The sequence below is a fragment of the Bacillus sp. LM 4-2 genome, from assembly GCF_000978495.1.
In the GTDB taxonomy this organism is placed as follows: Bacteria; Bacillota; Bacilli; order Bacillales; family Bacillaceae; genus Bacillus; species Bacillus subtilis.
In genome coordinates this window covers 3813063-3836064 of sequence record NZ_CP011101.1, presented here as the reverse complement: position 1 = coordinate 3836064, position 23002 = coordinate 3813063, and the positions used below count along the sequence as shown (strand labels likewise).

The 23002-nt window shown below is 47.8% G+C and carries 23 protein-coding genes; 18 read left to right on the top strand and 5 right to left on the bottom strand.

The window, feature by feature from the left end:
- The first annotated feature begins 216 nt into the window (after positions 1 to 216).
- The 5 genes from cydA (at position 217) to bslm_RS19070 (ending at position 6966) form a co-directional block, all read left to right on the top strand.
- Positions 217 to 1623 carry a cytochrome ubiquinol oxidase subunit I gene (gene cydA, locus bslm_RS19090; protein WP_014481318.1) on the top strand — a complete coding sequence of 469 codons (1407 nt, stop codon included), beginning with the start codon at positions 217 to 219 and terminating at the stop codon, positions 1621 to 1623.
- Positions 1607 to 2623 (top strand): cytochrome d ubiquinol oxidase subunit II, encoded by a 1017-nt coding sequence (gene cydB, locus bslm_RS19085; protein ID WP_046381444.1) that lies wholly within the window; start codon positions 1607 to 1609, stop codon positions 2621 to 2623. Before cydA ends, cydB begins: the two co-directional genes overlap by 17 nt.
- Positions 2623 to 4326 (top strand): thiol reductant ABC exporter subunit CydD, encoded by a 1704-nt coding sequence (gene cydD, locus bslm_RS19080; RefSeq protein WP_046381443.1) that lies wholly within the window; start codon positions 2623 to 2625, stop codon positions 4324 to 4326. The genes cydB and cydD overlap by 1 nt, the downstream gene beginning before the upstream one ends.
- Complete coding sequence (gene cydC / locus bslm_RS19075) at positions 4323 to 6050, top strand: thiol reductant ABC exporter subunit CydC (RefSeq protein WP_046381442.1); 1728 nt, start codon at positions 4323 to 4325, stop codon at positions 6048 to 6050. The genes cydD and cydC overlap by 4 nt, the downstream gene beginning before the upstream one ends.
- A gap of 85 nt (positions 6051 to 6135) precedes the next feature.
- Positions 6136 to 6966 (top strand): NAD(P)H-hydrate dehydratase, encoded by an 831-nt coding sequence (locus bslm_RS19070; protein ID WP_046381441.1) that lies wholly within the window; start codon positions 6136 to 6138, stop codon positions 6964 to 6966.
- A gap of 14 nt (positions 6967 to 6980) precedes the next feature.
- Here the strand turns inward: bslm_RS19070 and bslm_RS19065 are convergent, their stop codons facing one another.
- A complete protein-coding gene (locus bslm_RS19065; protein ID WP_003244111.1) occupies positions 6981 to 8354 on the bottom strand; it encodes a cytosine permease in 1374 nt (457 codons plus the stop codon).
- Between the two features lie 211 nt (positions 8355 to 8565).
- On the opposite strand from bslm_RS19065, the gene sigY reads away from it, so the two are divergent.
- The 6 genes from sigY to bslm_RS19035 are packed head-to-tail and all read left to right on the top strand — an operon-like array spanning position 8566 to position 11470.
- Positions 8566 to 9102 carry an RNA polymerase sigma factor SigY gene (sigY, locus tag bslm_RS19060; RefSeq protein WP_015250905.1) on the top strand — a complete coding sequence of 179 codons (537 nt, stop codon included), beginning with the start codon at positions 8566 to 8568 and terminating at the stop codon, positions 9100 to 9102.
- Entirely contained in the window at positions 9095 to 9415 is a 321-nt protein-coding gene (locus tag bslm_RS19055) for a YxlC family protein (RefSeq protein ID WP_046381440.1), read from the top strand. The genes sigY and bslm_RS19055 overlap by 8 nt, the downstream gene beginning before the upstream one ends.
- Entirely contained in the window at positions 9412 to 9618 is a 207-nt protein-coding gene (yxlD, locus tag bslm_RS19050) for a sigma Y negative regulator YxlD (RefSeq protein WP_003227291.1), read from the top strand. Before bslm_RS19055 ends, yxlD begins: the two co-directional genes overlap by 4 nt.
- The gene (gene yxlE, locus bslm_RS19045) at positions 9615 to 9803 is read left to right on the top strand and encodes a sigma Y negative regulator YxlE (protein WP_003227293.1); all 189 of its coding nucleotides are present in this window, start codon (positions 9615 to 9617) and stop codon (positions 9801 to 9803) included. Before yxlD ends, yxlE begins: the two co-directional genes overlap by 4 nt.
- Positions 9804 to 9809: 6 nt before the next feature.
- Positions 9810 to 10697: an ABC transporter ATP-binding protein gene (locus tag bslm_RS19040; protein WP_033882875.1), complete on the top strand. Its 888-nt coding sequence runs from the start codon at positions 9810 to 9812 to the stop codon at positions 10695 to 10697.
- Complete coding sequence (locus bslm_RS19035; protein ID WP_046381439.1) at positions 10694 to 11470, top strand: ABC transporter permease; 777 nt, start codon at positions 10694 to 10696, stop codon at positions 11468 to 11470. The genes bslm_RS19040 and bslm_RS19035 overlap by 4 nt, the downstream gene beginning before the upstream one ends.
- Here bslm_RS19035 and bslm_RS19030 read toward each other — a convergent pair.
- Both bslm_RS19030 and katX read right to left on the bottom strand, forming a co-directional pair.
- Positions 11467 to 12669, bottom strand: coding sequence for an MFS transporter (locus bslm_RS19030; RefSeq protein WP_046381438.1), 1203 nt, complete (start codon positions 12667 to 12669; stop codon positions 11467 to 11469). The two genes, bslm_RS19035 and bslm_RS19030, sit on opposite strands and share 4 nt — an antisense overlap.
- Before the next feature lie 102 nt (positions 12670 to 12771).
- On the bottom strand, positions 12772 to 14415 hold the full coding sequence (katX, locus tag bslm_RS19025) for a catalase KatX (RefSeq protein WP_046381437.1): 1644 nt from the start codon (positions 14413 to 14415) through the stop codon (positions 12772 to 12774).
- A 128-nt stretch (positions 14416 to 14543) separates the two neighbouring features.
- On the opposite strand from katX, the gene bslm_RS19020 reads away from it, so the two are divergent.
- The 7 genes from bslm_RS19020 (at position 14544) to licH (ending at position 20896) form a co-directional block, all read left to right on the top strand.
- The gene (locus tag bslm_RS19020; protein ID WP_003227303.1) at positions 14544 to 15134 is read left to right on the top strand and encodes a DNA-3-methyladenine glycosylase; all 591 of its coding nucleotides are present in this window, start codon (positions 14544 to 14546) and stop codon (positions 15132 to 15134) included.
- Between the two features lie 28 nt (positions 15135 to 15162).
- Positions 15163 to 15321, top strand: a complete 159-nt coding sequence (locus bslm_RS21155) for a hypothetical protein (RefSeq protein WP_009968374.1) — start codon at positions 15163 to 15165, stop codon at positions 15319 to 15321.
- Positions 15322 to 15483: 162 nt separating this feature from the next.
- Positions 15484 to 17409 carry a transcriptional regulator LicR gene (gene licR / locus bslm_RS19015; protein WP_046381436.1) on the top strand — a complete coding sequence of 642 codons (1926 nt, stop codon included), beginning with the start codon at positions 15484 to 15486 and terminating at the stop codon, positions 17407 to 17409.
- A 128-nt stretch (positions 17410 to 17537) separates the two neighbouring features.
- Positions 17538 to 17846, top strand: coding sequence for a PTS lichenan transporter subunit IIB (licB, locus tag bslm_RS19010; RefSeq protein WP_003218755.1), 309 nt, complete (start codon positions 17538 to 17540; stop codon positions 17844 to 17846).
- A gap of 15 nt (positions 17847 to 17861) precedes the next feature.
- Positions 17862 to 19220, top strand: coding sequence for a PTS lichenan transporter subunit IIC (licC, locus tag bslm_RS19005; RefSeq protein ID WP_046381435.1), 1359 nt, complete (start codon positions 17862 to 17864; stop codon positions 19218 to 19220).
- A gap of 18 nt (positions 19221 to 19238) precedes the next feature.
- Positions 19239 to 19571 carry a PTS lichenan transporter subunit IIA gene (gene licA, locus bslm_RS19000; RefSeq protein WP_003227313.1) on the top strand — a complete coding sequence of 111 codons (333 nt, stop codon included), beginning with the start codon at positions 19239 to 19241 and terminating at the stop codon, positions 19569 to 19571.
- Entirely contained in the window at positions 19568 to 20896 is a 1329-nt protein-coding gene (licH, locus tag bslm_RS18995) for a 6-phospho-beta-glucosidase LicH (RefSeq protein ID WP_003244285.1), read from the top strand. Before licA ends, licH begins: the two co-directional genes overlap by 4 nt.
- A 33-nt stretch (positions 20897 to 20929) precedes the next feature.
- Here the strand turns inward: licH and bslm_RS18990 are convergent, their stop codons facing one another.
- Positions 20930 to 22021: a branched-chain amino acid aminotransferase gene (locus bslm_RS18990; protein ID WP_003244231.1), complete on the bottom strand. Its 1092-nt coding sequence runs from the start codon at positions 22019 to 22021 to the stop codon at positions 20930 to 20932.
- A 140-nt stretch (positions 22022 to 22161) separates the two neighbouring features.
- Positions 22162 to 22920 carry an SDR family oxidoreductase gene (locus tag bslm_RS18985; RefSeq protein WP_046381434.1) on the bottom strand — a complete coding sequence of 253 codons (759 nt, stop codon included), beginning with the start codon at positions 22918 to 22920 and terminating at the stop codon, positions 22162 to 22164.
- Positions 22921 to 23002 lie beyond the last annotated feature (82 nt).

The window sequence follows — 23002 nt, the reverse complement described above, 5'->3', positions numbered from 1 at the left end:
TGAATCGTTGTAAAGTACTTAATATGAACCAGTCAGAGATTGTGTCATTTGGTCAGTCTGGCAATCTTGCCTCATATTGGACGACTTTTTGACACATTTGTGAAATATTGAACAATATTTTTTTCGTCTATTTTGTGAATTACTGATCAAAGTCTCGGTTCTATTTGTGAAGTAGTGAGCAAATTAACAGTTTTAACCGGAAATGGAGGAGAAAGCATGAGTGAATTGGTATTAGCCCGCATACAATTTGCATCAACAACGTTGTTTCACTTCTTGTTTGTGCCGATGTCTATCGGGCTTGTGTTTATGGTTGCGTTGATGGAGACTCTTTATCTTGTAAAGAAAAATGAGCTGTATCTCAAAATGGCAAAGTTTTGGGGACACTTATTCTTAATAAATTTTGCAGTCGGTGTTGTAACGGGGATTTTGCAAGAATTCCAGTTTGGACTGAACTGGTCAGATTACTCCCGTTTTGTCGGAGATGTATTTGGCGCTCCGCTTGCGATTGAAGCATTATTGGCGTTTTTCATGGAATCTATTTTTATCGGATTATGGATTTTTGGCTGGGACCGCCTGCCGAAGAAAATTCACGCTCTCTGCATATGGCTCGTATCATTCGGAACGATCATGTCATCTTTCTGGATTTTAACAGCAAACTCCTTTATGCAGGAGCCGGTCGGCTTTACGATCAAAAACGGCCGCGCGGAAATGAATGATTTTGGCGCGTTGATTACAAACCCTCAGCTTTGGGTTGAATTCCCGCACGTTATTTTCGGTGCGCTTGCCACTGGAGCTTTCTTTATTGCCGGAGTGAGTGCTTTTAAACTGCTGAAGAAAAAAGAAGTGCCGTTCTTTAAGCAATCTTTTAAACTCGCAATGATCGTCGGCCTTTGTGCCGGTCTTGGCGTCGGCCTTAGCGGACACATGCAGGCTGAGCACTTGATGGAATCACAGCCGATGAAAATGGCTGCCAGTGAAGGCCTATGGGAAGACAGCGGTGACCCTGCTGCTTGGACCGCTTTTGCGACGATCGATACAAAAAATGAAAAAAGCTCAAATGAAATCAAAGTTCCTTATGCCTTGAGCTACTTGGCGTATCAGAAATTCAGCGGAAGTGTCAAAGGGATGAAAACCCTTCAGGCTGAGTACGAAAAAATATACGGAAAAGGCGACTACATTCCGCCAGTGAAAACGACATTCTGGAGCTTCCGCATCATGGTAGGAGCAGGTGTTGTCATGATTCTTGCTGCGTTAGGCGGCCTTTGGTTAAACCGCCGCAAAAAGCTTGAAAACAGCAAATGGTATTTGCGCATCATGATCGCGTTGATTTCCTTCCCGTTTCTTGCGAACTCCGCGGGCTGGATTATGACAGAAATCGGACGTCAGCCTTGGACGGTTATGGGGTTAATGACAACCGCTCAATCTGTGTCACCTAACGTAACAGCGGGCTCCTTGTTATTCTCAATCATCGCATTCGGTGTGATGTACATGATTCTTGGTGCACTGCTTGTCTTCTTGTTTATCCGTGAGATTAAAAAAGGTGCGGAGCATAGTGATCATCATGATGTTCCTGTATCAACAGATCCATTTAGTCAGGAGGTATACCATGGCATCTCTTCATGATCTTTGGTTTATACTCGTTGCTGTATTGTTTGTAGGATTCTTCTTTTTGGAGGGCTTTGATTTCGGGGTCGGCATGGCGACCCGTTTTCTTGGCCATAATGAATTAGAACGCAGAGTGCTGATCAACACGATCGGGCCGTTCTGGGACGCGAATGAAGTGTGGCTTTTGACTGGTGCAGGCGCCATTTTCGCGGCATTCCCAAACTGGTATGCAACGATGCTGAGCGGTTATTACATTCCGTTTGTCATAGTGCTGCTTGCGTTAATGGGCCGCGGGGTCGCGTTTGAGTTCCGCGGCAAGGTGGATCATTTAAAATGGGTAAAGGTTTGGGACTGGGTCGTTTTCTTCGGCAGTCTGATTCCTCCGTTTGTGCTTGGTGTGCTGTTCACGACATTATTCCGCGGGATGCCGATTGATGCCGACATGAACATTCACGCACATGTATCTGATTATATCAATGTATATTCTATACTTGGCGGTGTGACGGTAACACTTCTTTGCTTCCAGCATGGATTAATGTTTATCACGCTGCGTACGATTGGTGATTTGCAAAACCGCGCCCGGAAAATGGCGCAAAAGATAATGGGTGTTGTTTTTGTAGCGGTTCTTGCCTTCGCGGCCCTTTCTGCGTATCAGACAGACATGTTTACACGCCGCGGCGAGATTACCATTCCGCTCACTGTTTTGATTGTCATCTGCTTTATGCTCGCGGCTGTATTTATTCGTAAGAAAAAAGACGGCTGGACATTTGGGATGACAGGCGCTGGTCTGGCGCTGACCGTGGGAATGATCTTTATTTCCCTATTCCCTCGCGTAATGGTCAGCTCGCTTCATAGCGCATACGATTTAACAGTAGCTAACGCTTCTTCCGGAGATTATTCGCTTAAAGTCATGTCAATTGCAGCATTAACGCTATTGCCGTTCGTCATCGGCAGCCAGATCTGGAGCTATTATGTCTTCCGGAAGCGCGTCAGCCATAAGGAGCCTATGACTTATTAATGGGAAAAGACCTGTTTCGATATAAAGGAATGAAGCGGATTCTCACCGTGATTACTTGTTTAACGCTGATTCAGACAGCCGCCATTATTATGCAGGCAGAGTGGCTGAGTGAGGCCGTAACCGGACTGTTCAACGGGAAGGGCATTACCTCTCTTTTTCCGGTGATCGGCTTTTTCCTCATCGCTTTTATCGCCCGGCACGGGGTGACGGTGGCGCGACAGAAAATCGTCTATCAATACGCCGCCCGGACAGGAGCAGATTTGAGAAAAAGTTTTCTTGATCAGCTGTTCCGATTAGGCCCCCGCTTTGCAAAGAAAGAGGGGACGGGGCAAATGGTGACGCTGGCGATGGAAGGCATCAGCCAGTTCCGCCGCTACCTGGAGCTGTTTCTGCCGAAAATGGTCAGCATGGCGATTGTGCCTGCGGCAGTTGTCATTTATGTGTTTTTTCAGGATCGGACATCAGCCATCATTTTAGTCGCTGCTATGCCGATTCTGATCATCTTTATGATTCTCCTCGGGCTTGTCGCGCAGAGAAAAGCGGATCGTCAGTGGAAATCCTATCAGAGACTTTCCAATCATTTTGTTGATTCTCTTCGCGGGCTGGAGACATTGCGTTTCCTAGGTTTGAGCAAGTCACACAGCAAAAATATTTTCTATGTGAGTGAGCGGTATCGCAAGGCAACGATGAGCACACTCCGGGTGGCGTTTTTGTCATCATTCGCCCTCGATTTTTTCACGATGCTGTCGGTGGCGACAGTCGCAGTATTTCTGGGCCTGCGCCTTATTGACGGCGATATTTTGCTTGGCCCTGCTTTAACGGCGCTTATTCTGGCGCCTGAGTATTTTTTGCCGGTGCGGGAAGTGGGGAATGATTATCATGCAACGCTGAACGGCCAGGAAGCAGGAAAAACTATTCAAGAGATTTTGTCACAGCCTGGTTTTAAAGAAGAGACACCGCTTCAGCTTGAGGCTTGGTCCGATCAGGATGAACTGAAGCTGTCAGGCGTATCAGTCGGCCGTTCGGTGTCTGATATTGATCTCTCATTCAAGGGCAAGAAAAAAATTGGCATTATCGGTGCAAGCGGAGCCGGAAAATCAACATTAATTGATATTCTCGGCGGATTTTTAGAGCCGGATGGCGGAATGATTGAGGTTAATGGTACAAGCCGGTCCCATTTGCAGGTCGGCAGCTGGCAGAAGAACCTTCTGTACATCCCTCAGCATCCGTACATTTTTGATGATACGTTGGGGAACAACATTCGCTTCTACCATCCAAGCGCTTCGGCAGAGGATACAGCCCGTGCTGCTGCTGCGGCGGGACTGGCGGAGCTGGTGGATAACCTTCCTGAAGGATTAGAGGGGCGGATCGGGGAAGGCGGCCGGGCGCTCAGCGGCGGCCAGGCACAGCGTGTCGCGCTGGCCCGCGCCTTTTTGGGAAACCGTCCGATCCTGCTGCTGGATGAGCCGACCGCCCATCTTGATATCGAAACAGAATATGAAATAAAAGAAACGATGCTGGATTTATTTGAGGATAAGCTCGTCTTTCTCGCGACTCACCGCCTTCACTGGATGCTCGATATGGACGAAATTATCGTGCTGGACAGAGGCAGGGTTGCGGAAATCGGGACTCACAATGAACTGCTGGAGAAAAACGGTGTGTATACCAAACTCGTGAAGGCACAACTGGGGGAAAGAGCATGAAGAAAGAAGAATGGATTTTGCCGTATATCAAGCAAAATGCCCGCCTGTTTGTTCTGGTTATCTTTTTGGGCGCGGTGACGATTTTTTCTGCTGCTTTTCTCATGTTCACCTCAGGTTTTTTGATTTCTAAAGCGGCGACAAGGCCGGAAAACATTCTGCTCATTTATGTGCCGATTGTCGCTGTGCGCACCTTTGGGATTGCGCGGTCTGTGTCGCGATATGTGGAACGGCTCGTCGGGCATCACATCATTTTGAAAATCGTATCCGACATGCGCGTCCGCCTTTACAATATGCTTGAGCCGGGTGCTTTGATGCTGCGTTCCCGTTTTCGCACGGGGGATATGCTCGGCATTTTGTCTGAGGATATTGAGCATTTGCAGGATGCATTCTTAAAAACGATTTTTCCTGCGATCTCAGCCTTGCTCCTGTATGCTGTGTCAGTGATAGCGCTCGGCTTCTTCTCTTGGCCGTTTGCCATATTGCTTGCGCTGTATTTGTTTGTTCTTGTTGTATTGTTTCCGGTTGTGTCTTTGCTCGTGACGAGAGCGAAGAATGCGAAGCTGAAAAGCGGACGGAATGTGCTGTACAGCCGTCTGACAGATGCTGTGATGGGTGTCAGCGACTGGATGTTCAGCGGACGCCGGCATGCTTTTATTGATGCTTATGAAAAAGAGGAACGTGATTGGTTTGAGCTTGAACGGAAAAAACAACGCTTTACAAGATGGCGGGACTTTGCTGCGCAATGCCTTGTCGCTGGCCTTATTTTGCTGATGCTGTTTTGGACAGCGGGACAGCAAGCGGACGGCGAGCTCGCTAAAACGATGATTGCCGCTTTTGTGCTAGTGGTGTTTCCGTTGACGGAAGCCTTTTTGCCGCTTTCGGATGCCTTAGGCGAAGTGCCGGGCTATCAGGATTCTATCAGACGCATGAACAAGGTGGCTCCTCAGCCGGAGGCGTCACAAACTGAATCAGGGGATCAAATTCTCGATCTTCAAGATGTCACCTTGGCCTTTCGTGATGTGACGTTTTCTTATGACAACAGCAGCCAAGTGCTGCACAACTTTTCCTTTACGCTGCGCCAAGGAGAAAAAATGGCGCTGCTCGGCCGAAGCGGCTCTGGGAAATCAACATCGCTTGCATTAATCGAAGGCGCCTTGAAACCGGACTCCGGTTCTGTGACGTTAAACGGAGTGGAGACAGCGCTGTTAAAGGATCAGATTGCGGATGCGGTGGCCGTGTTAAATCAAAAACCGCACCTGTTTGATACAAGTATTTTGAACAACATCAGGCTCGGAAACGGAGAAGCAAGCGACGAGGATGTGCGCCGCGCCGCAAAGCAGGTCAAGCTGCATGACTACATTGAGTCATTGCCTGATGGATATCATACCTCTGTACAAGAAACCGGCATCCGTTTTTCCGGTGGAGAGCGCCAGCGGATCGCACTTGCGAGGATTTTGCTGCAGGATACACCGATCATCATCCTCGATGAGCCAACAGTCGGCCTCGATCCTATTACCGAACGTGAATTGATGGAAACGGTGTTTGAGGTGCTGAAAGGAAAAACGATTTTATGGATTACCCACCATCTCGCGGGAGTGGAAGCGGCTGATAAAATCGTATTTCTCGAAAACGGCAAAACAGAAATGGAAGGAACCCATGAGGAGCTTCTGGCGGCAAACGAACGGTACAGCCGCCTGTATCACCTTGATGTTCCTGTAAAATAGAAGACAGCCCTAAAAGGCTGTCTTTTTTGTTTGAAAAAGAAAAGGGACAGGAAAAATAGGAAAAGAAAGCAGAGGAGGGATAGAGATGAATGTTCCATATTGGACGGAAGAGCATGTAAGGGCCACGCTTCCTGAAAGAGATGCGGAGAGCCATAAAGGCACGTACGGTACGGCTTTGCTGCTGGCTGGAAGTGACGACATGCCGGGGGCAGCGCTGCTTGCAGGGCTTGGGGCCATGCGGAGCGGTCTCGGCAAGCTTGTCATCGGTACATCAGAAAGCGTAATCCCGCTAATTGTTCCTGTTTTGCCCGAGGCGACCTATTGGCGTGACGGCTGGAAAAAGGCGGCGGATGCTCAGCTTGAAGAGACGTACCGGGCCATTGCCATCGGACCGGGCCTTCCGCAAACGGAAAGCGTACAGCAGGCAGTCGATCATGTGCTTGCGGCTGATTGTCCTGTTATTTTGGATGCCGGAGCGCTGGCGAAGCGCACATATCCGAAACGGGAGGCCCCCGTCATCCTCACGCCGCACCCGGGCGAGTTTTCCCGAATGACAGGGGTGCCCGTGAACGAATTGCAGAAAAAAAGAGCGGAATATGCAAAGGAATGGGCGGCTCAGCTGCAGACTGTCATTGTGTTAAAAGGAAACCAAACCGTCATCGCGTTTCCTGATGGAGACTGCTGGCTCAATCCAACCGGAAACGGGGCGCTCGCCAAGGGCGGAACCGGTGACACGCTGACGGGCATGATATTGGGGATGCTCTGCTGCCATGAAGATCCAAAGCACGCCATATTAAACGCGGTCTATTTGCATGGTGCGTGCGCCGAGCTCTGGATGGACGAGCACTCCGCTCATACGTTGCTCGCTCATGAGCTATCTGACATCCTGCCCCGCGTGTGGAAACGATTTGAATGATAAAAAAGCTGTCTTCAGAGAGAAGACAGCTTTTCTTGATACCCCGCCCGTTTTTTCAGACGCGGTTTCATTAATACATAGTAAAGCACAGAAGGCACGGCCAAGCCGATAATCCATGCGATGTCTCCGCCGCCAAACATTTTGGCAAGCGGTCCGATGTAAAAGCTTGTGTTGATAAACGGAATTTCCAGCAAGATAGACAGAACGAACGCAATTGTGGTGATCCAATTGACCTTTCCATAAGGCCCGTTTACGTCGAACATGGCTTTGACTTGATACTTTCCGTGGCGAACGAAGTAGTAATCGACTAAATTGATTGCCGTCCACGGAATTAAGAAATAACTGATGAAAAAGATAAAATTCAAAAACAGCTCCATAAAATTGCTCTGTCCCAGTAGGCTTAAGACTGTGCCGACAAGCGTGACACCCAGGATCATGATGATTCTGACTTTGGGCGTGACTTTTAATTTCAGAAACGGCTCCAGCGTTGTTGTCGTGGACATGAAGGCCCCATACAGGTTAAAAACATTGATTGCCATTTGCCCAAATAACACAATGATCAGCATAATAAACGAGAAGGGACCGAACAATTGGACAATCTGGCTGCCTGAGTTTGCCGTAAAGTCAGGAAGTGAGGTTGTCAGCAATGCGCCGAGCAGCATCATCCAGATGGAGCTGACAGATGTACCTGCATAGCTGTACCAAAATGTTTTTGAAGCCGGTGTTTTAACTGGCAGATATCTTGAATAATCGGCAACGTACGGCGCGTAGGCAAGCTGCCACGTCGCAACTGCGCTGACTGCCACCAAGAAAATTGGCAGATCAATCGCTCCGGGAATCCAGCTGCCTGCTGGAATCGGCAATTGAAAAATGAGAATCGTTGCAGCAAAAAATACAGCAAAAGAGGTCCAAGAAAGGATTTTTTGCATTTTGTGAATCAAATCATGGCCGAAAATGGTGAGTAAAAAACATACGGCGCTTAAGCCTATAATGCTCCATGATCCCGGGATGGGAACAAAGCTGCTTAAGGTTCCGGCCGCCAGAATCGTGCTGCTTGCGAAGAAACCAAGGTAGATAAACATGACTAAGAAGAGGGGAAGAATCGCTCCGATTACGCCGAATTGGGCACGGCTTTGAATCATTTGCGGGATGCCTAGCTGAGGGCCTTGCGCGGAATGAGACGCCATAAATATGGCACCGATTAAGGTTCCGCAAATAATAGCGGCAACACTCCAAAACAGATTAAGTCCCATTGCAACGGGAATCGTGCCGGTCACTAACGTGGTGATATGCATATTAGCCCCGAACCATACGGGAAATAAATCTTTCGCTTTACCATGTCTTTCTTCATTCGGAATATATTCAATCGTTCGCCTTTCTACTTTCAATGCATCGTCCTCCATATTGGATGTTTTTTTGAAATCGACATAAAGTCATAGCTTAACAGACTATAAGGGGGTTTACAAATAAGGATATGCAGCCAAACGGCCGGGAAGCCTGATCTGTCAATGGCTGAAAAGAATTGTAAAAAAGATGAACGCTTTTGAATCCGGTGTCGTCTCATAAGGCAGAAAAACAAAAAAGGGGGGATCACGGTCATTGGATACACATGAAGAACAGCGGCTGATCCAGCAGGCGAAAGAGGGAAACGACGAGGCGTTTACAGCCCTTTTCCACTATCACTATTCTTTCTTATATAAATACTTGTTAAAGCTTTCCCTTCACCCCGATCTCAGCGAGGAACTTGTTCAGGAAACCTTTCTGAAAGGGTACATCCATTTAAGAAGCTTTCAGGGCCGTTCAAAATTCTCCACATGGCTGATCTCCATTGCATCGCGGCTCTATCTCGATCACCAGAAAAAGAGAAAGAGAGAATGGAAACGGAATCAGACAGTTACGGAGGAAACAATCCGCAAGATCAAGTGGGACGTGTCGGCGAAAGGGGCAGAGTGGAGCGAAACGCTCGATCTGTTTTCAAAGCTGGACCCTAAACTGCGCACACCGGTTTTATTAAGGCATTACTACGGCTATACCTACGCTGAAATCGGGGTGATGCTTCAAATCAAAGAAGGCACTGTAAAGTCCAGAGTTCATAAAGGGCTCCAGCAAATCAGAAAGGAGTGGGACGATGAATAAAGAAAAGCTTTCTGATCATTTAAAGTCAGAATGGAAAAAAATTGATCAAACAGCCAATCCCTCTATACCGAATCAAAAAGAACTGCTTCACCAGCTGTCACAAATGAAAGCTGAATGCAGAAAAAAACTTCTTCAAGAGATCATTTTATTTGTATTCTGCGCGCTGATGGTTGTGAGTGCTGCAATCTTAGCTTTCACTCAAGTTCCTGCTGTGTTTATTGTGCTTCAGGTTTGTGTGCTTGCGGTGCTGCCGATTTTGATTGCGGCTGAGAAAAAAAGGCATCTCGGCGAATGCGAGGTGAAACGCGGATGACACAAACAGAAATTATCATAACGGTTGCGGCTTGTCTCATCGTATTGGCGCAGGGAATCTTTTTATTTATTGATGCGAAAAAACGTAATCGCATGGCATGGGTTTGGGGGATTGTCGGATTGATTCAAGCACCGATGCCTCTGATTTGTTATTACTTTTTTGTCATTAGGCCGGATCGGAAGAAAAGGGGGATCAAGCAATGAATATTTCTTGGGAAATGATTTTGCCGCTGATTGTATTACAGCTGGCTTTGGCGGTGTTTGCCCTTATCAGCTGTATAAAAGAAGAGCGGACAAACGGTCCAAAGTGGATGTGGGCTGCAATCATTGTATGTATCAATATTATTGGGCCGATTTTGTTTTTTACCGTCGGCAGAAAGCAAAGGTAAGCCGATATGCTGTCTATTGAATCATTATGCAAATCGTACAGGCATCATGAAGCTGTAAAGAATGTCAGTTTTCACGTGAATGAAAATGAGTGTGTCGCACTATTAGGACCTAATGGAGCCGGCAAAACCACGACTCTGCAAATGCTGGCCGGACTGCTTTCGCCAACCTCCGGAAACATTAAGCTGTTAGGAGAAAAAAAGCCGGATCGGCGTTTGATTGGGTACCTCCCGCAGTATCCAGCTTTTTATTCCTGGATGACCGCAAATGAATTTTTGACATTTGCGGGGAGACTGTCCGGCCTTTCGAAGAGAAAATGCCAAGAGGAAATCGGCGAGATGCTGGAATTTGTGGGTTTGCATGAAGCGGAGCACAAAAGGATCGGGGGCTATTCAGGAGGAATGAAACAAAGACTCGGTCTGGCACAGGCACTGCTCCATAAACCGAAGTTTTTGATATTGGATGAACCGGTGTCTGCACTTGATCCGACAGGACGGTTCGAGGTGCTGGACATGATGCGTGAGCTGAAAAAGCATATGGCCGTTCTGTTTTCTACACATGTTTTGCACGATGCAGAGCAGGTGTGTGATCAAGTGGTGATTATGAAAAACGGTGAAATTTCATGGAAAGGCGAGTTACAGGAGCTGAAACAACAGCAGCAAACGAACGTTTTTACCCTTTCAGTGAAAGAGAAGCTGGAAGGCTGGCTTGAAGAGAAGCCTTACGTCTCAGCTATTGTCTATAAGAATCCGTCCCAAGCTGTTTTCGAGCTGCCTGATATACACGCTGGCCGGTCATTATTAAGTGACTGTATCCGAAAGGGATTGACCGTCACCCGATTTGAACAGAAAACGGAGTCTCTAGAAGACGTCTATCTAAAGGTGGTGCACGCATGAAGGTGATGATGGCGCTTTTGCAGAAGGAGTGGCTGGAAGGATGGAAAAGCGGCAAGCTGATTTGGCTGCCGATTGCGATGATGATCGTCGGGCTGACACAGCCGCTGACCATTTATTATATGCCGGAAATCATCGCACATGGAGGGAACCTTCCTGACGGCATGAAAATCAGTTTTACGATGCCCTCCGGGTCTGAAGTGATGGTCAGCACGCTTTCTCAATTCAACACGCTTGGCATGGCTCTGGTCATCTTTAGCGTGATGGGCAGTGTAGCCAATGAAAGAAATCAAGGGGTAACAGCGCTGATTATGTCGCGGCCTGTGACGGCAGCCCATTATATCGTGAGTAAATGGCTCATCCAAAGCGTGATCGGCATTATGTCGTTTGCAGCTGGATACGGGCTTGCTTATTATTACGTTCGGCTGCTGTTTGAGGACGCATCATTCAGCCGCTTTGCTGCAAGCCTTGGCCTTTACGCGCTTTGGGTGATATTTATTGTGACCGCCGGCCTTGCCGGAAGTACGATATTCCGGTCTGTCGGAGCAGCTGCGGCTTGCGGGATCGGGTTCACAGCAGCCGTTTCCTTTACTGTTTCACTATTTCCAGATGGTGCGAAGTGGCTTCCAGCTGAGATTTGCAAGCAGGCGGAGCATATCCTTCTTCATGGAGAGCAGGCAGATTTTTTCGGATGGTCACTCACTTTCTCCATTCTGTGCATCATGCTTCTGGCCGTGTTTTCTGTGTGGCGCTTCCGGCGGTATGAAAGCTATTAATTGATCATGTTACGTTTTTGCGCGAGCATCACAAAAAAGGCGGCAAATGCCAGAGACCCGGCTCCATAAAAAACTCCCGCAAGCCCGACAAGCTGTGCGATTTTTCCGGCAAGAAGGGGCCCGAGGAAGATGCCTAGCGCATAAAATGATTGATAAAACCCCATCACTGACATTTTTAAACGGGCAGAACTGATTTCGACGACATGGCTTAGCAGCAGAGGAAAAACGATGCCGAGCGCCAGTCCGATACAGGCGTGTGTGATGCAAACCGTGAACAATGCAGCTGAAAAAGGAACATATAGCAAACAGACCCCGGTGACAGCGAAACTAATGAGCATCACGGAGTAAGCGATACGGCTTGTAAAGCGCAGAAACACAAAGCTTAATGTGGCGGCTGCGTGTGGGAGGAAAAATGCGCTCATCACCCAAAGCAGCTCCGCGTCGCCCATTCCGAGCTGATCCATGTAAAGCGGCGTAAAACCAAACACTGTCATAAATAATACGGCATGGGCCGTCATAGACAGGATGGTGAAAAGCTTCAGCTTTGGCAGCCGCAATGTATCTTTGATGTACTGATTGACACGAATGGTGTCACGGTTTGCGGGAGGAGCAGACGGATCCTTAATAAAGCAGCAGATCACCAGACCTGCGGCAGAAGCTGCCAGCGCCATCCAAAAAGGAACCTGCCTCCCTAAATGGGCTGCGGCGAGCCCGCAGAACACAATGCTGGCAAACTGAGGCATGACGGTAAAAAACTGCATGATGCCCATTGCTTTTGATGCATTGCCATTGTTGAAATAATGTGCGTATAAAATGGTCGCCATCACCCACATAGAAGCAGTGATTCCCGCGAACAGCCGGGCGGCCAGCACGAAGAAGAAAGAATCAAACATCAGAAAAAGCAGGCTGCTGAAGACGGAAAAGCCGAACCCGGCAATTAACAATTGCTTGCGCAAGGAAAACAGGATGTCTGACAAAAGGCCGAGCGGGAATCGCAGAAGGATTTGCGTGACCCCGTAGCTGCCGAGAATGATGCCGATTGCGCCATATGAAAAGTGCAGATCCTCCAAATACAGGCTGAATACAGGAACGTAAATATAGCCTGAAAACCAGAAACAAAATACCATGCATAAAAAAACGGCGTGATCTAAAGCGCCGATTGTTTTTTTCTGAGGAATCAAGTCCTGCTGTAATTCCATCGTATCTCTCCACCCCTTTCCTTCCAGTACAACACAATTGTTGAAAGCGTTTCAATAGAAAAATAAAAAAACAGGGCTTCAAAAAAGCCCTGTTCGCTGTTGTTAATACGGATCAGATGGATGGCTCTCCTGTTCAGCCTGCTTTGCAGCCTGTTCCGTTTCAGTTGTGCCGATCGGCCCGTTGCTGTTGTTTTCGGAAACCTTTTTTATCCCTTCTGCTACGCGTTTTCCGTAGTCAGGATCAGCTTTTGTGAAATTCTCAATCATTTGATCCTGAATTTCTTTTCGGCACGTAGAAAGCGCATTCACCAAATTCGTAATCAGTTCGTTCCGCTCAAATTCAGTAAATCTCCGGTACGTTTCTCCAGCCTGTCCGAAGTTGTTTGTTCTGTCAATCGCTTCACGCTTTACATCACCTTCGACATGCGGCGTATGGTCTTTTCCGTCCTGCTTCGCTTCCTTCAGCCCGCCCATAATGGATGGCTCATAGTTGACGTGCGGGTTTTGTCCTTCTGCTCTATCGACCCGATATTGCATTTGCCCGCCTTCCTGGTTGGTGGCGACATGCTTTTTCGGCGAGTTGATCGGAAGCTGCAGGTAATTTGCGCCTACACGGTAGCGCTGCGTATCAGAATAAGCAAACGTACGCCCCTGGAGCAATTTGTCGTCTGAAAAATCAAGCCCGTCGACAAGCACTCCCGTTCCAAATGAAGCTTGCTCCACTTCCGCATGGTAGTTTTCCGGATTTTTGTTCAGCACCAATTTGCCGATCGGTTTCCATGGGAAATCGTCTTTATACCACAGTTTTGTCGGATCAAGAGGATCAAAGTCCAGTTCAGGATGCTCATCATCGCTCATGATTTGAGCATACACTTCCCACTCTGGATAATCGCCATTTTCAATCGCGTCATATAGATCCTGTGTGGCATGGTTAAAGTTTCTCCCTTGAATCTCTTCTGCTTCCTTCTGTGTCAGGTTGCGGATGCCCTGCTTCGGTTCAAAATGGTATTTCACGAGAACGGCCTTGCCCTCCTCATTCACCCATTTATAGGCATGTACGCCTGAACCCTGCATTTGCCGGTAGTTGGCCGGAATGCCCCAAGGCGAAAACAAGAAGGTGATCATGTGTGTCGCTTCAGGAGATTGAGAAATGAAATCGAAAATACGTTCACCATCCTGGATGTTGGTCACTGGATCAGGCTGAAATGCATGTACAAGATCCGGAAATTTCAGCGGGTCGCGGATAAAAAAGATTTTCAGGTTGTTCCCGACCAAATCCCAGTTTCCGTCTTCTGTATATAGCTTTACAGCAAAACCGCGCGGGTCTCTCAATGTTTCAGGCGAGTGTTTTCCATGATTCACAGTTGAAAAACGGACAAATGCCGGTGTTTTCTTGCCTTTTTCCTGAAAGAGTTTGGCCCGTGTGTATGTTGAAATCGGTTCATCTCCGAAGCTTCCGTACGCTTCAAAATACCCGTGTGCACCTGCTCCCCTGGCATGAACAACCCGCTCAGGGATGCGTTCCCGGTCGAAGTGGCTGATCTTTTCGAGAAAATCATAGTTCTCAAGTGTTGTAGGCCCTCTATTCCCGACGGTTCTCGCATTCTGGTTGTCAGTAACAGGATGCCCCTGCCTATTCGTTAAGGTATCCTCTGACTCGTTTTTCCCGGATGTCTTATGGGAAAGCGCTTCCTCGCTCCCTTGGGCATTTGATTGGTGCTGCTTGTTTTGATGATCATCTTTCAATGGTTGGCCCTCCTTTTTTGAACGGTAACAATATTCCCTGAATGGAAAGATTTTAAAACAGCCGTTTTTTTTGATCTGCTTCGGGAATGGTACAATGTACAAAAATCGGTAAAAGGAGAGGTCGATTCGTGACGAGAGAAAAAAATCCGCTGCCCATCACGTTTTATCAAAAAACCGCTCTTGAGCTTGCCCCATCGCTTCTGGGCTGCCTTCTTGTAAAAGAAACAGACGAAGGCACAGCGTCAGGCTATATTGTGGAAACAGAGGCCTATATGGGGGCTGGAGACAGAGCGGCCCACAGCTTTAACAACCGCCGGACGAAGCGGACTGAGATCATGTTTGCAGAAGCTGGGCGGGTATATACATACGTGATGCACACCCATACATTGCTGAATGTCGTTGCCGCGGAAGAGGATGTCCCGCAAGCGGTATTAATCAGGGCGATTGAGCCGCATGAAGGCCAGCTGTTAATGGAGGAGAGAAGGCCGGGCAGGAGTCCGAGGGAATGGACAAACGGACCAGGAAAGCTGACGAAAGCGCTTGGCGTCACGATGAATGACTACGGACGCTGGATCACGGAACAGCCGCTTTACATCGAAAGCGGGTACACACCGGAAGCAATTTCAACCGGCCCGCGCATCGGCATTGACAACAGCGGGGAGGCACGCGATTATCCATGGCGTTTCTGGGTGACGGGAAACAGGTACGTGTCGCGTTAGCATGTTTAAGGAAGAGGCAATCAGGGGAATGGTTGAGAAAAAAGAAGGGAGAATCGGAGCTTTGAAAAAGATGATCAAAACCGTTATCAAATGGGCGCCGGTCATTTACCCGATTGTTCGAAAAATCATGAAGGATCGCAAGGCGTCTAAACAAAAGAATATGTCCGCATCTAGAACAGCCGGCTGATCCCGGCTGTTTTTTTATAGGTCAGTTTTCCCTCTAGTCCTCCGGATGTTCATTGACTTGCCATTCTCTCCATTATAGAATTTATATACATTTCGCATCCCTTCATCATCCTTTCTGCCTATTCACTGAATCCCTGCATCTACTAGTTAGGAGGTTTTTCTCATGCTTCATGGGCGACTACGTGATATTCTGCGCTTGCTGATGGCGGCTGAAGCCCCGGTGACAAGTTCGTTTTTTGCCGCGCAATTAAACGTAACGACGCGGACAGTCCGCAATGATATAAAGGAACTTCAAGGTGTGCTAAGCGGTCACGGTGCCTTTGTACAATCTGTAAGAGGCTCCGGCTACAAGCTCCGCATTGATGACGAGCAAGTATTCAGAACACTGCTGCAAGATGAATTTCAGCAAAAAAAGGGCCTGCCGGTATTGCCGGAGGAGAGAATGGCCTATCTTATGAAACGTCTGCTGCTGGCGGACCATTATCTCAAGCTCGATGAACTTGCTGAAGAACTATTTATCTCAAAATCTACACTCCAAACGGATTTAAAGGAAGTAAAGAAACGTCTGCTGCCTTACCGCATCGTCATGGAAACACGTCCGAATTACGGCTTCAAGCTGCGCGGGGACGAGGTGCAGATGAGGTACTGCATGGCGGAGTACATTGTCGATGAAAGAGAAACGGAGATAGATGTTTTAAATGAAAAGGCTGATATTTTGCCAAAAGAAGAAATTGAGATCATCCGTTCCGCCATCTTGAAAAAAATGAAAAACGACCGCATCCCTCTGTCCAACATGGGACTGAATAACCTCATTATCCATATCGCTATCGCCTGTAAACGGATCAGAACGGAAAACTATGTATCTCTTTTCCCGAAAGATATGGATCATATCCTGCATCAAAAGGAGTACCAGGCTGCAGAAGCCATCGTAAAAGAGCTGGAATCAGCGCTTGCCGTTACGTTTCCGAAAGACGAGACGGCCTACATCACCATGCATCTCCTTGGCACAAAACGAATGACACAATCACAATGCGGAGAGGGCACATTCTCAATAGAAGAAGAAACCGATCAGCTGACACTTGCCATGATCGAAGCTGTTGATCGTGAACTGAAGCTTGGCATCCTGCATGACAAAGAGCTGAAAATCGGCTTGGCCCTGCATATGAAGCCGGCGATCAGCCGCAACCGATACGGCATGAATCTTCGAAATCCGATGCTGGCAGCGATCAAGGAACATTATCCACTCGCTTTTGAAGCCGGGATCATTGCCGGAATCGTGATAAAGGAACAAACGGGTATTGAGATTCATGAAAACGAAATTGGATATTTGGCTCTCCACTTTGGCGCCGCGATTGAACGAAAAAAAACAGAAAGCCCGCCGAAACGCTGTATCATTGTATGCGCATCGGGAGCCGGAAGCGCCCAGCTTCTGCGCGAAAAACTGCGTTCCCATTTCGGCAAGCGGCTCGATATTCTTGGAACGGCTGAGTATTATAGTCTTGATCAAATGTCCTACGAATCAATTGATTTTGTCATCAGCACCATTCCGATTAAAAAAGAGCTCCCTGTACCAGTACTGAAGGTTAACACAATCTTAGGCGGAACTGACTTTACAAAAATAGAATCTATTCTGAGTGATGAAAAGGAAAAAGCCAATCGCTACCTAAAAAAAGAACTCGTTTTTTTTCAGGAGGATCTGCGCTCAAAAGAAGAAGTGATTCAATTTTTAGGGCAGAAAGCGGTCGAATGCGGCTTTGCCGATGAAGAAATCATAGATTCCATTTTTGAAAGAGAAGACATGTCGCCAACGTGTTTTGGCAATCTAGTTGCCATCCCGCACCCGCTTGTTCCGCAGACGAAAACAACGTTTTGGGCTGTTTGTACGCTCAAAAAACCGATCGATTGGGAGAGTCAGCGAGTTCAATTTGTCTGTCTGCTTTGTGTCGAAAAGGAGAACAAAGCGGATTTGCAAAGCATGTATAAACTGCTTGGCAGCATTTTGGATGACCCGGCGGCGGTGAACCAGCTGGTCAAATGCCGTTCGTATCAAGAGCTTTCGGATGTGTTTGACCAAAAAATGCTGAGCTGACAGCCTGTATATACCTTTTTTCCGTTGCCTGCGGAAAAACCCTGAGTGTTTATGAAAGCGATTTCATAATATGATGATAGCAACAGCAGGACATTACAAAATTGATCAAACTCTAGGGGGTCTTTTACATGAATATATTACTCGTTTGTGCAGCAGGCATGTCTACTAGTTTACTGGTGAGCAAGATGGAAAAAAGTGCGCAGGAACAGGGAAAAGACTATACCATTTGGGCAGTTTCAGGCGATTCTGTACAAAATCATATCGATAAAGCGGATGTATTGCTTCTCGGTCCGCAAGTCCGTTACATGCTTCCACAGCTCAAAAAATTAGGAGAGTCAAAGGGGGTTCCGGTAGACGTCATTAATACCGTCCATTATGGCACGTGCAACGGGGCGGAAGTGCTGAAATCAGCTGAACAGCTTGGACATGTGTCATAGAGAGGGGCGGGCTATGTGAATAAAGTCAATCAGATCTTAGAAGAAAAGGTCATGCCTATAGCGGGAAGAATTGCGGGACAGCGTCATTTGCAGGCGCTGCGTGATGGTATCATCCTCACGATGCCCCTGATTATCATCGGTTCCTTTTTCCTCATCATTGGCAACCTCCCGATCCCGGGATACGCTGAGTTTATGGCAAAAACGTTTGGCAGCTCCTGGTCTGAAAAACTGGCCTACCCAGTCGACGCGACCTTTGAAATTATGGGTCTTGTCGCCGCGTTCGGCATCGCCTACCGGCTCGCCGAGAAATACGGCGTTGATGCCTTGTCGGCCGGAGCCATTTCCCTTGCGGCATTTTTATTAGCAACACCTTATCAAGTGCCGTTTATGCCGGATGGCGCGACGAAAGAAATCATGGTTGGCGGCGGGATTCCGCTTTCGCTCATGGGAAGCAAAGGCTTATTTGTCGCCATGATTATCGCAATGGTGTCCACAGAGATTTACCGCCTTATTATCCAGCGCAATTTAGTCTTCAAAATGCCGGACGGTGTTCCGCCGGCGGTAAGCAAGTCATTTGTCGCGTTAATCCCCGGCTTTGCCGTTATCTTCCTGATTTGGGCAGCCCGGCTGATTGTTGAAGCGACACCGTTTGAAAGCCTTCATAATATTGTAAGCGTTTTATTGGGGACTCCGCTTTCCATTCTGGGAGGAAGCCTTGGAGGAAGCCTTGTCGCCGAAGCCGTCAAAATGCTTTTATGGGCCTGCGGCCTTCACGGTGCAAACATTGTCGGCGGTGTCATGGCACCGATTTGGTACGGCGCAATGGATGCCAACCGGATCGCATTCCAAGCCGGTGAGGAGCTTCCTAAGATTTTCACCCAGCAATTTTTCGATATCTGGGTCAATATCGGCGGAAGCGGCGCCACATTGGCACTGGTTGTCACGATGTTCCTGCGCGCCCGAAGCAAACAAATGAAGCAGCTCGGGAAGCTTGCGGTCGGCCCGGCCATCTTCAATATTAACGAACCGATTATATTCGGAATGCCGATCGTCATGAACCCAATGCTCTTACTTCCGTTTATCATCACGCCGCTTGTCACAGTGACACTTACGTACATCGGAATGAGCACCGGCCTTGTCGCCAAACCGGCGGGTATCGCAGTGCCGTGGACCATGCCGCCGATCTTTTCAGGCTACTTGGCGACAGGAGGAAAAGTCTCAGGCGCGGTCATGCAAGCCATTAATATCGTCGTATCCTTTGTTGTCTACTATCCATTCTTCAGAATGTGGGATAAGCAGAAGCTGAAAGAAGAAAACGATCTGGAGCCGGTCCAAACGCCTGCAGCATCAGATGACAAAGAAGCGGCTCTGTAGAGAAAGGAAGTGAATCGCGTGAATGAGGAAATGGAACAAATCATTTTTCAAATCATCCTTCACGGAGGAAACGGTAGGAGCTCCGCAATGGAGGCCATTGCCGCTGCGAAAAGCGGTGACGCAGAAGAAGCGCGGAAAAAGCTTCAAGACGCTGCTGAAGAATTGTCAAAAGCCCATCATTATCAGACAGAGCTGATCCAAAATGAAGCGGGCGGAGAAAAGACGGAAATGACGCTTCTGATGGTTCATGCACAGGATCATTTAATGAATGCAATGACAGTGAAGGATATGGCTGCAGAGATCATTGAGTTATATGAAAAAATCACCGAGCAAAGGGGTGCAAGCATATGACAAAAGGATTGAAGATTGTAACGATTGGCGGAGGTTCAAGCTATACGCCCGAGCTAGTGGAGGGGTTCATTAAACGGTATGATGAGCTGCCTGTCCGTGAATTATGGCTTGTCGATATCCCCGAGGGCGAAGAAAAGCTGAATATTGTCGGCACACTCGCCAAACGGATGGTTGAAAAAGCTGGCGTCCCGATTGACATTCATCTTACGCTCGACCGGAGAAAAGCGCTGAAAGACGCAGACTTTGTCACGACCCAATTCCGCGTCGGACTTTTGCAGGCAAGAGCAAAGGATGAGCGAATTCCGCTAAAATACGGTGTAATAGGCCAGGAAACAAACGGCCCGGGAGGCCTGTTTAAAGGATTGCGCACAATTCCGGTCATCCTTGAGATCGCAAAGGACATAGAAGAGCTTTGCCCGAACGCTTGGCTTGTTAACTTCACAAACCCTGCCGGCATGGTAACAGAAGCCTTGCTTCGCTACTCCAACCTGAAGAAAGTCGTCGGTCTCTGTAATGTTCCAATCGGCATCAAAATGGGCGTAGCCAAAGCGCTTGATGTAGATGTGGACCGCGTAGAAGTCCAATTCGCCGGACTGAACCATATGGTATTTGGGCTGGATGTTTTCTTGGACGGCGTAAGTGTGAAGGAGCAAGTCATCGAGGCGATGGGCGACCCGAAAAACGCGATGACAATGAAAAATATCTCAGGCGCCGAATGGGAACCGGATTTCTTAAAAGCGCTCAATGTCATCCCTTGCGGCTATCACCGTTACTATTTCAAAACAAAAGAGATGCTGGAGCACGAACTGGAAGCATCACAAACGGAGGGCACCCGCGCTGAAGTCGTACAGAAGGTCGAAAAAGAGCTGTTCGAGCTTTATAAAGATCCGAACCTTGCGATCAAACCGCCGCAGCTGGAAAAACGGGGCGGAGCTTACTACAGTGATGCAGCATGTAACTTAATCAGCTCCATTTATAATGATAAACATGACATTCAGCCGGTGAACACGATCAATAATGGTGCAATAGCGAGTATTCCAGACGATTCCGCAGTTGAAGTGAACTGTGTGATGACGAAAACTGGCCCTAAGCCAATTGCTGTCGGCGACTTGCCGGTGTCTGTCCGTGGCCTCGTCCAGCAAATCAAATCCTTTGAACGTGTCGCGGCAGAAGCGGCAGTTACAGGTGACTACCAAACTGCACTCCTTGCCATGACGATTAACCCGCTTGTCCCGTCCGATACTGTGGCCAAACAGATTTTAGACGAAATGCTGGAGGCGCACAAAGCGTATCTGCCGCAGTTTTTCAACAAAATTGAAGCGTAAAAAAAGCCGGCCTGTAATGGGCCGGCTTTTTTCTTATTTGCTTTCAGTCAGCGCTGCGACTTCGGTCGTCCATCCGAATTCGTCTGCGACAGCGCCTTTTTGAATGCCTGTAATCGTGTCATATAGTTTTTTTGCGATTTCCCCTGTTTCACCGTTGTTGATCGAAAGTGTTTCATCCTGCCAAATCAGCTCGCCGACTGGGGAAATAACAGCTGCTGTACCAGTTCCGAAGGCTTCTTCAAGGATGCCGTCTTTATGGGCTTGGATGACCTCATCGATCGCAATTTTTCGTTCTGAAACTTGAAGGCCCCAATGCTTAAGCAAGGCGATGACTGAATTGCGCGTAATGCCTTCCAGGATGCTTCCGTTCAGCATCGGCGTTACGATTTCACCGTTGATTTTGAAGAAGATGTTCATGCTTCCTACTTCTTCGATGTATTTCTTCTCAATGCCGTCCAGCCAAAGCACTTGGGAAAATCCTTTCTCTTCGGCCACCTGCTGCGCTTTTAAGCTTGAAGCATAGTTCCCTGCGGTTTTGGCATTTCCTGTTCCGCCTTTTACCGCACGGACAAATTCACTTTCAACAGCGATTTTGACCGGCTTAATGCCTTCTTTGTAATAAGAGCCGACCGGAGAAAGAATGATCAAGAGCTTATACGTATGAGATGCCGCAACACCAAGGAAAGGCTCGGTTGCGATGATGAACGGACGGATGTAAAGGGACGTGCCCTCCGCATTTGGAATCCAGTCTTTATCAATTGCGACAAGCTGCTTTAAGCCTTCAAGAACCTGTTCTTCATCAATTTGCGGGATGCAGAGGCGGTCGTTTGATTGATTCAGGCGTTCCATATTTTTTTCCGGTCTGAAAAGCAGAACATGGTCATCCTCTGACACGTAAGCCTTTAACCCTTCAAACACGGTTTGGCCGTAGTGATAGACCATTGCAGCCGGATCCATTGATAAGGGTTGATAAGGAATGATTCTTGGATCGTACCAACCTTTATCTGCCGCATAGTCCATTACAAACATGTGGTCTGTAAACACTCTTCCGAACGAAAGCTGATTTGGGTCTGGTTTCGGTTTTTTTGTTGATGTCAATTCAACGCGAATCGTTTGTTTAGTCATGGTCAATCTCCCTGCTGTTAAATTGTTTATATTATCAAACTTATTTGAAAATAATTATATTCTATTGTATACCTTCAACAAATAATCGCAATAGGTTTGCTCAAATTTGTAAGAAATTCATATGAAAAAAGCAGGAGAAATTAATTCTCCTGCGTGTTCATTTGCTCGAATAATCTGTCATAATCGGCGCGAGTGGCATCCCGAAGACCTTCAACACGTTCATTTGTAATCTCCTGTTTGCCTTCCTTCAAGCCGTCCAAGAAATATTGAACATATTCTTCAGATGAAATGCCCCGGTACGTCTGGCCTTGTTTATCGCGTGATTTTTGGTTTAAGCCCGTGTCCACCATAGGCGGTGCCATTTCAATCACTTCCACGCTCGTGTCGCGGAGCTGGTGTCTGAGCGTAAGCGAGAACGAGTGAAGTGCTGCTTTTGTTGCGCAGTACACCGGATAAACAGCTAACGGGTTAAACGCAAGCCCGGATGTGACCTGAACGATTGCCGCTTCAGGCTGCTTCATCAAATGAGGTGTGAAAAGGGCGGATAAATGGACAGGCGCTTGGAAATTAAGTTCAATTTCATCACCGTCCACAAAAAGATCCTCTGTCCCTTTTTTAAAGTCAATTTCCTTTTGAATGCCGGCGTTGTTGACGAGAACATTCAAGTTCGGATATTCCTTTAAAGCCCATTCATACAATGCTTCCCGCTGCGAACGGTCTGCAACATCACATTGCTTTGTATGGATGTTTGGGAGCTGCTGCTTCGCTTCTGCAAGACGTGCTTCGCTGCGTCCGCAAATGATAACTTCATTGCCGAGCTCCAGCAGGCGCTTGGCCAGTTCAAGCCCGATGCCAGCAGAACCCCCTGTGATTAAAACCGTATTGCCTGTCATCTTCATTGGATGTAACACCTCTTAATTAAGTTGGCTGTGATTCCTTTACTATTTCAAATCTTAGCAGGAAATATGCAGCCGCGTCCTA

Bases quoted from the DNA above. Each gene is read 5' to 3' on its own strand.
- cydA (WP_014481318.1), top strand. From the start codon at position 217: ATGAGTGAATTGGTATTAGCCCGCATACAATTTGCATCAACAACGTTG.
- cydB (WP_046381444.1), top strand. From the start codon at position 1,607: ATGGCATCTCTTCATGATCTTTGGTTTATACTCGTTGCTGTATTGTTT.
- cydD (WP_046381443.1), top strand. From the start codon at position 2,623: ATGGGAAAAGACCTGTTTCGATATAAAGGAATGAAGCGGATTCTCACC.
- cydC (WP_046381442.1), top strand. From the start codon at position 4,323: ATGAAGAAAGAAGAATGGATTTTGCCGTATATCAAGCAAAATGCCCGC.
- bslm_RS19070 (WP_046381441.1), top strand. From the start codon at position 6,136: ATGAATGTTCCATATTGGACGGAAGAGCATGTAAGGGCCACGCTTCCT.
- bslm_RS19055 (WP_046381440.1), top strand. From the start codon at position 9,095: ATGAATAAAGAAAAGCTTTCTGATCATTTAAAGTCAGAATGGAAAAAA.
- yxlD (WP_003227291.1), top strand. From the start codon at position 9,412: ATGACACAAACAGAAATTATCATAACGGTTGCGGCTTGTCTCATCGTA.
- yxlE (WP_003227293.1), top strand. From the start codon at position 9,615: ATGAATATTTCTTGGGAAATGATTTTGCCGCTGATTGTATTACAGCTG.
- bslm_RS19040 (WP_033882875.1), top strand. From the start codon at position 9,810: ATGCTGTCTATTGAATCATTATGCAAATCGTACAGGCATCATGAAGCT.
- bslm_RS19035 (WP_046381439.1), top strand. From the start codon at position 10,694: ATGAAGGTGATGATGGCGCTTTTGCAGAAGGAGTGGCTGGAAGGATGG.
- bslm_RS19030 (WP_046381438.1), bottom strand. From the start codon at position 12,669: ATGGAATTACAGCAGGACTTGATTCCTCAGAAAAAAACAATCGGCGCT.
- bslm_RS21155 (WP_009968374.1), top strand. From the start codon at position 15,163: ATGGTTGAGAAAAAAGAAGGGAGAATCGGAGCTTTGAAAAAGATGATC.
- licR (WP_046381436.1), top strand. From the start codon at position 15,484: ATGCTTCATGGGCGACTACGTGATATTCTGCGCTTGCTGATGGCGGCT.
- licB (WP_003218755.1), top strand. From the start codon at position 17,538: ATGAATATATTACTCGTTTGTGCAGCAGGCATGTCTACTAGTTTACTG.
- licH (WP_003244285.1), top strand. From the start codon at position 19,568: ATGACAAAAGGATTGAAGATTGTAACGATTGGCGGAGGTTCAAGCTAT.
- bslm_RS18990 (WP_003244231.1), bottom strand. From the start codon at position 22,021: ATGACTAAACAAACGATTCGCGTTGAATTGACATCAACAAAAAAACCG.
- bslm_RS18985 (WP_046381434.1), bottom strand. From the start codon at position 22,920: ATGAAGATGACAGGCAATACGGTTTTAATCACAGGGGGTTCTGCTGGC.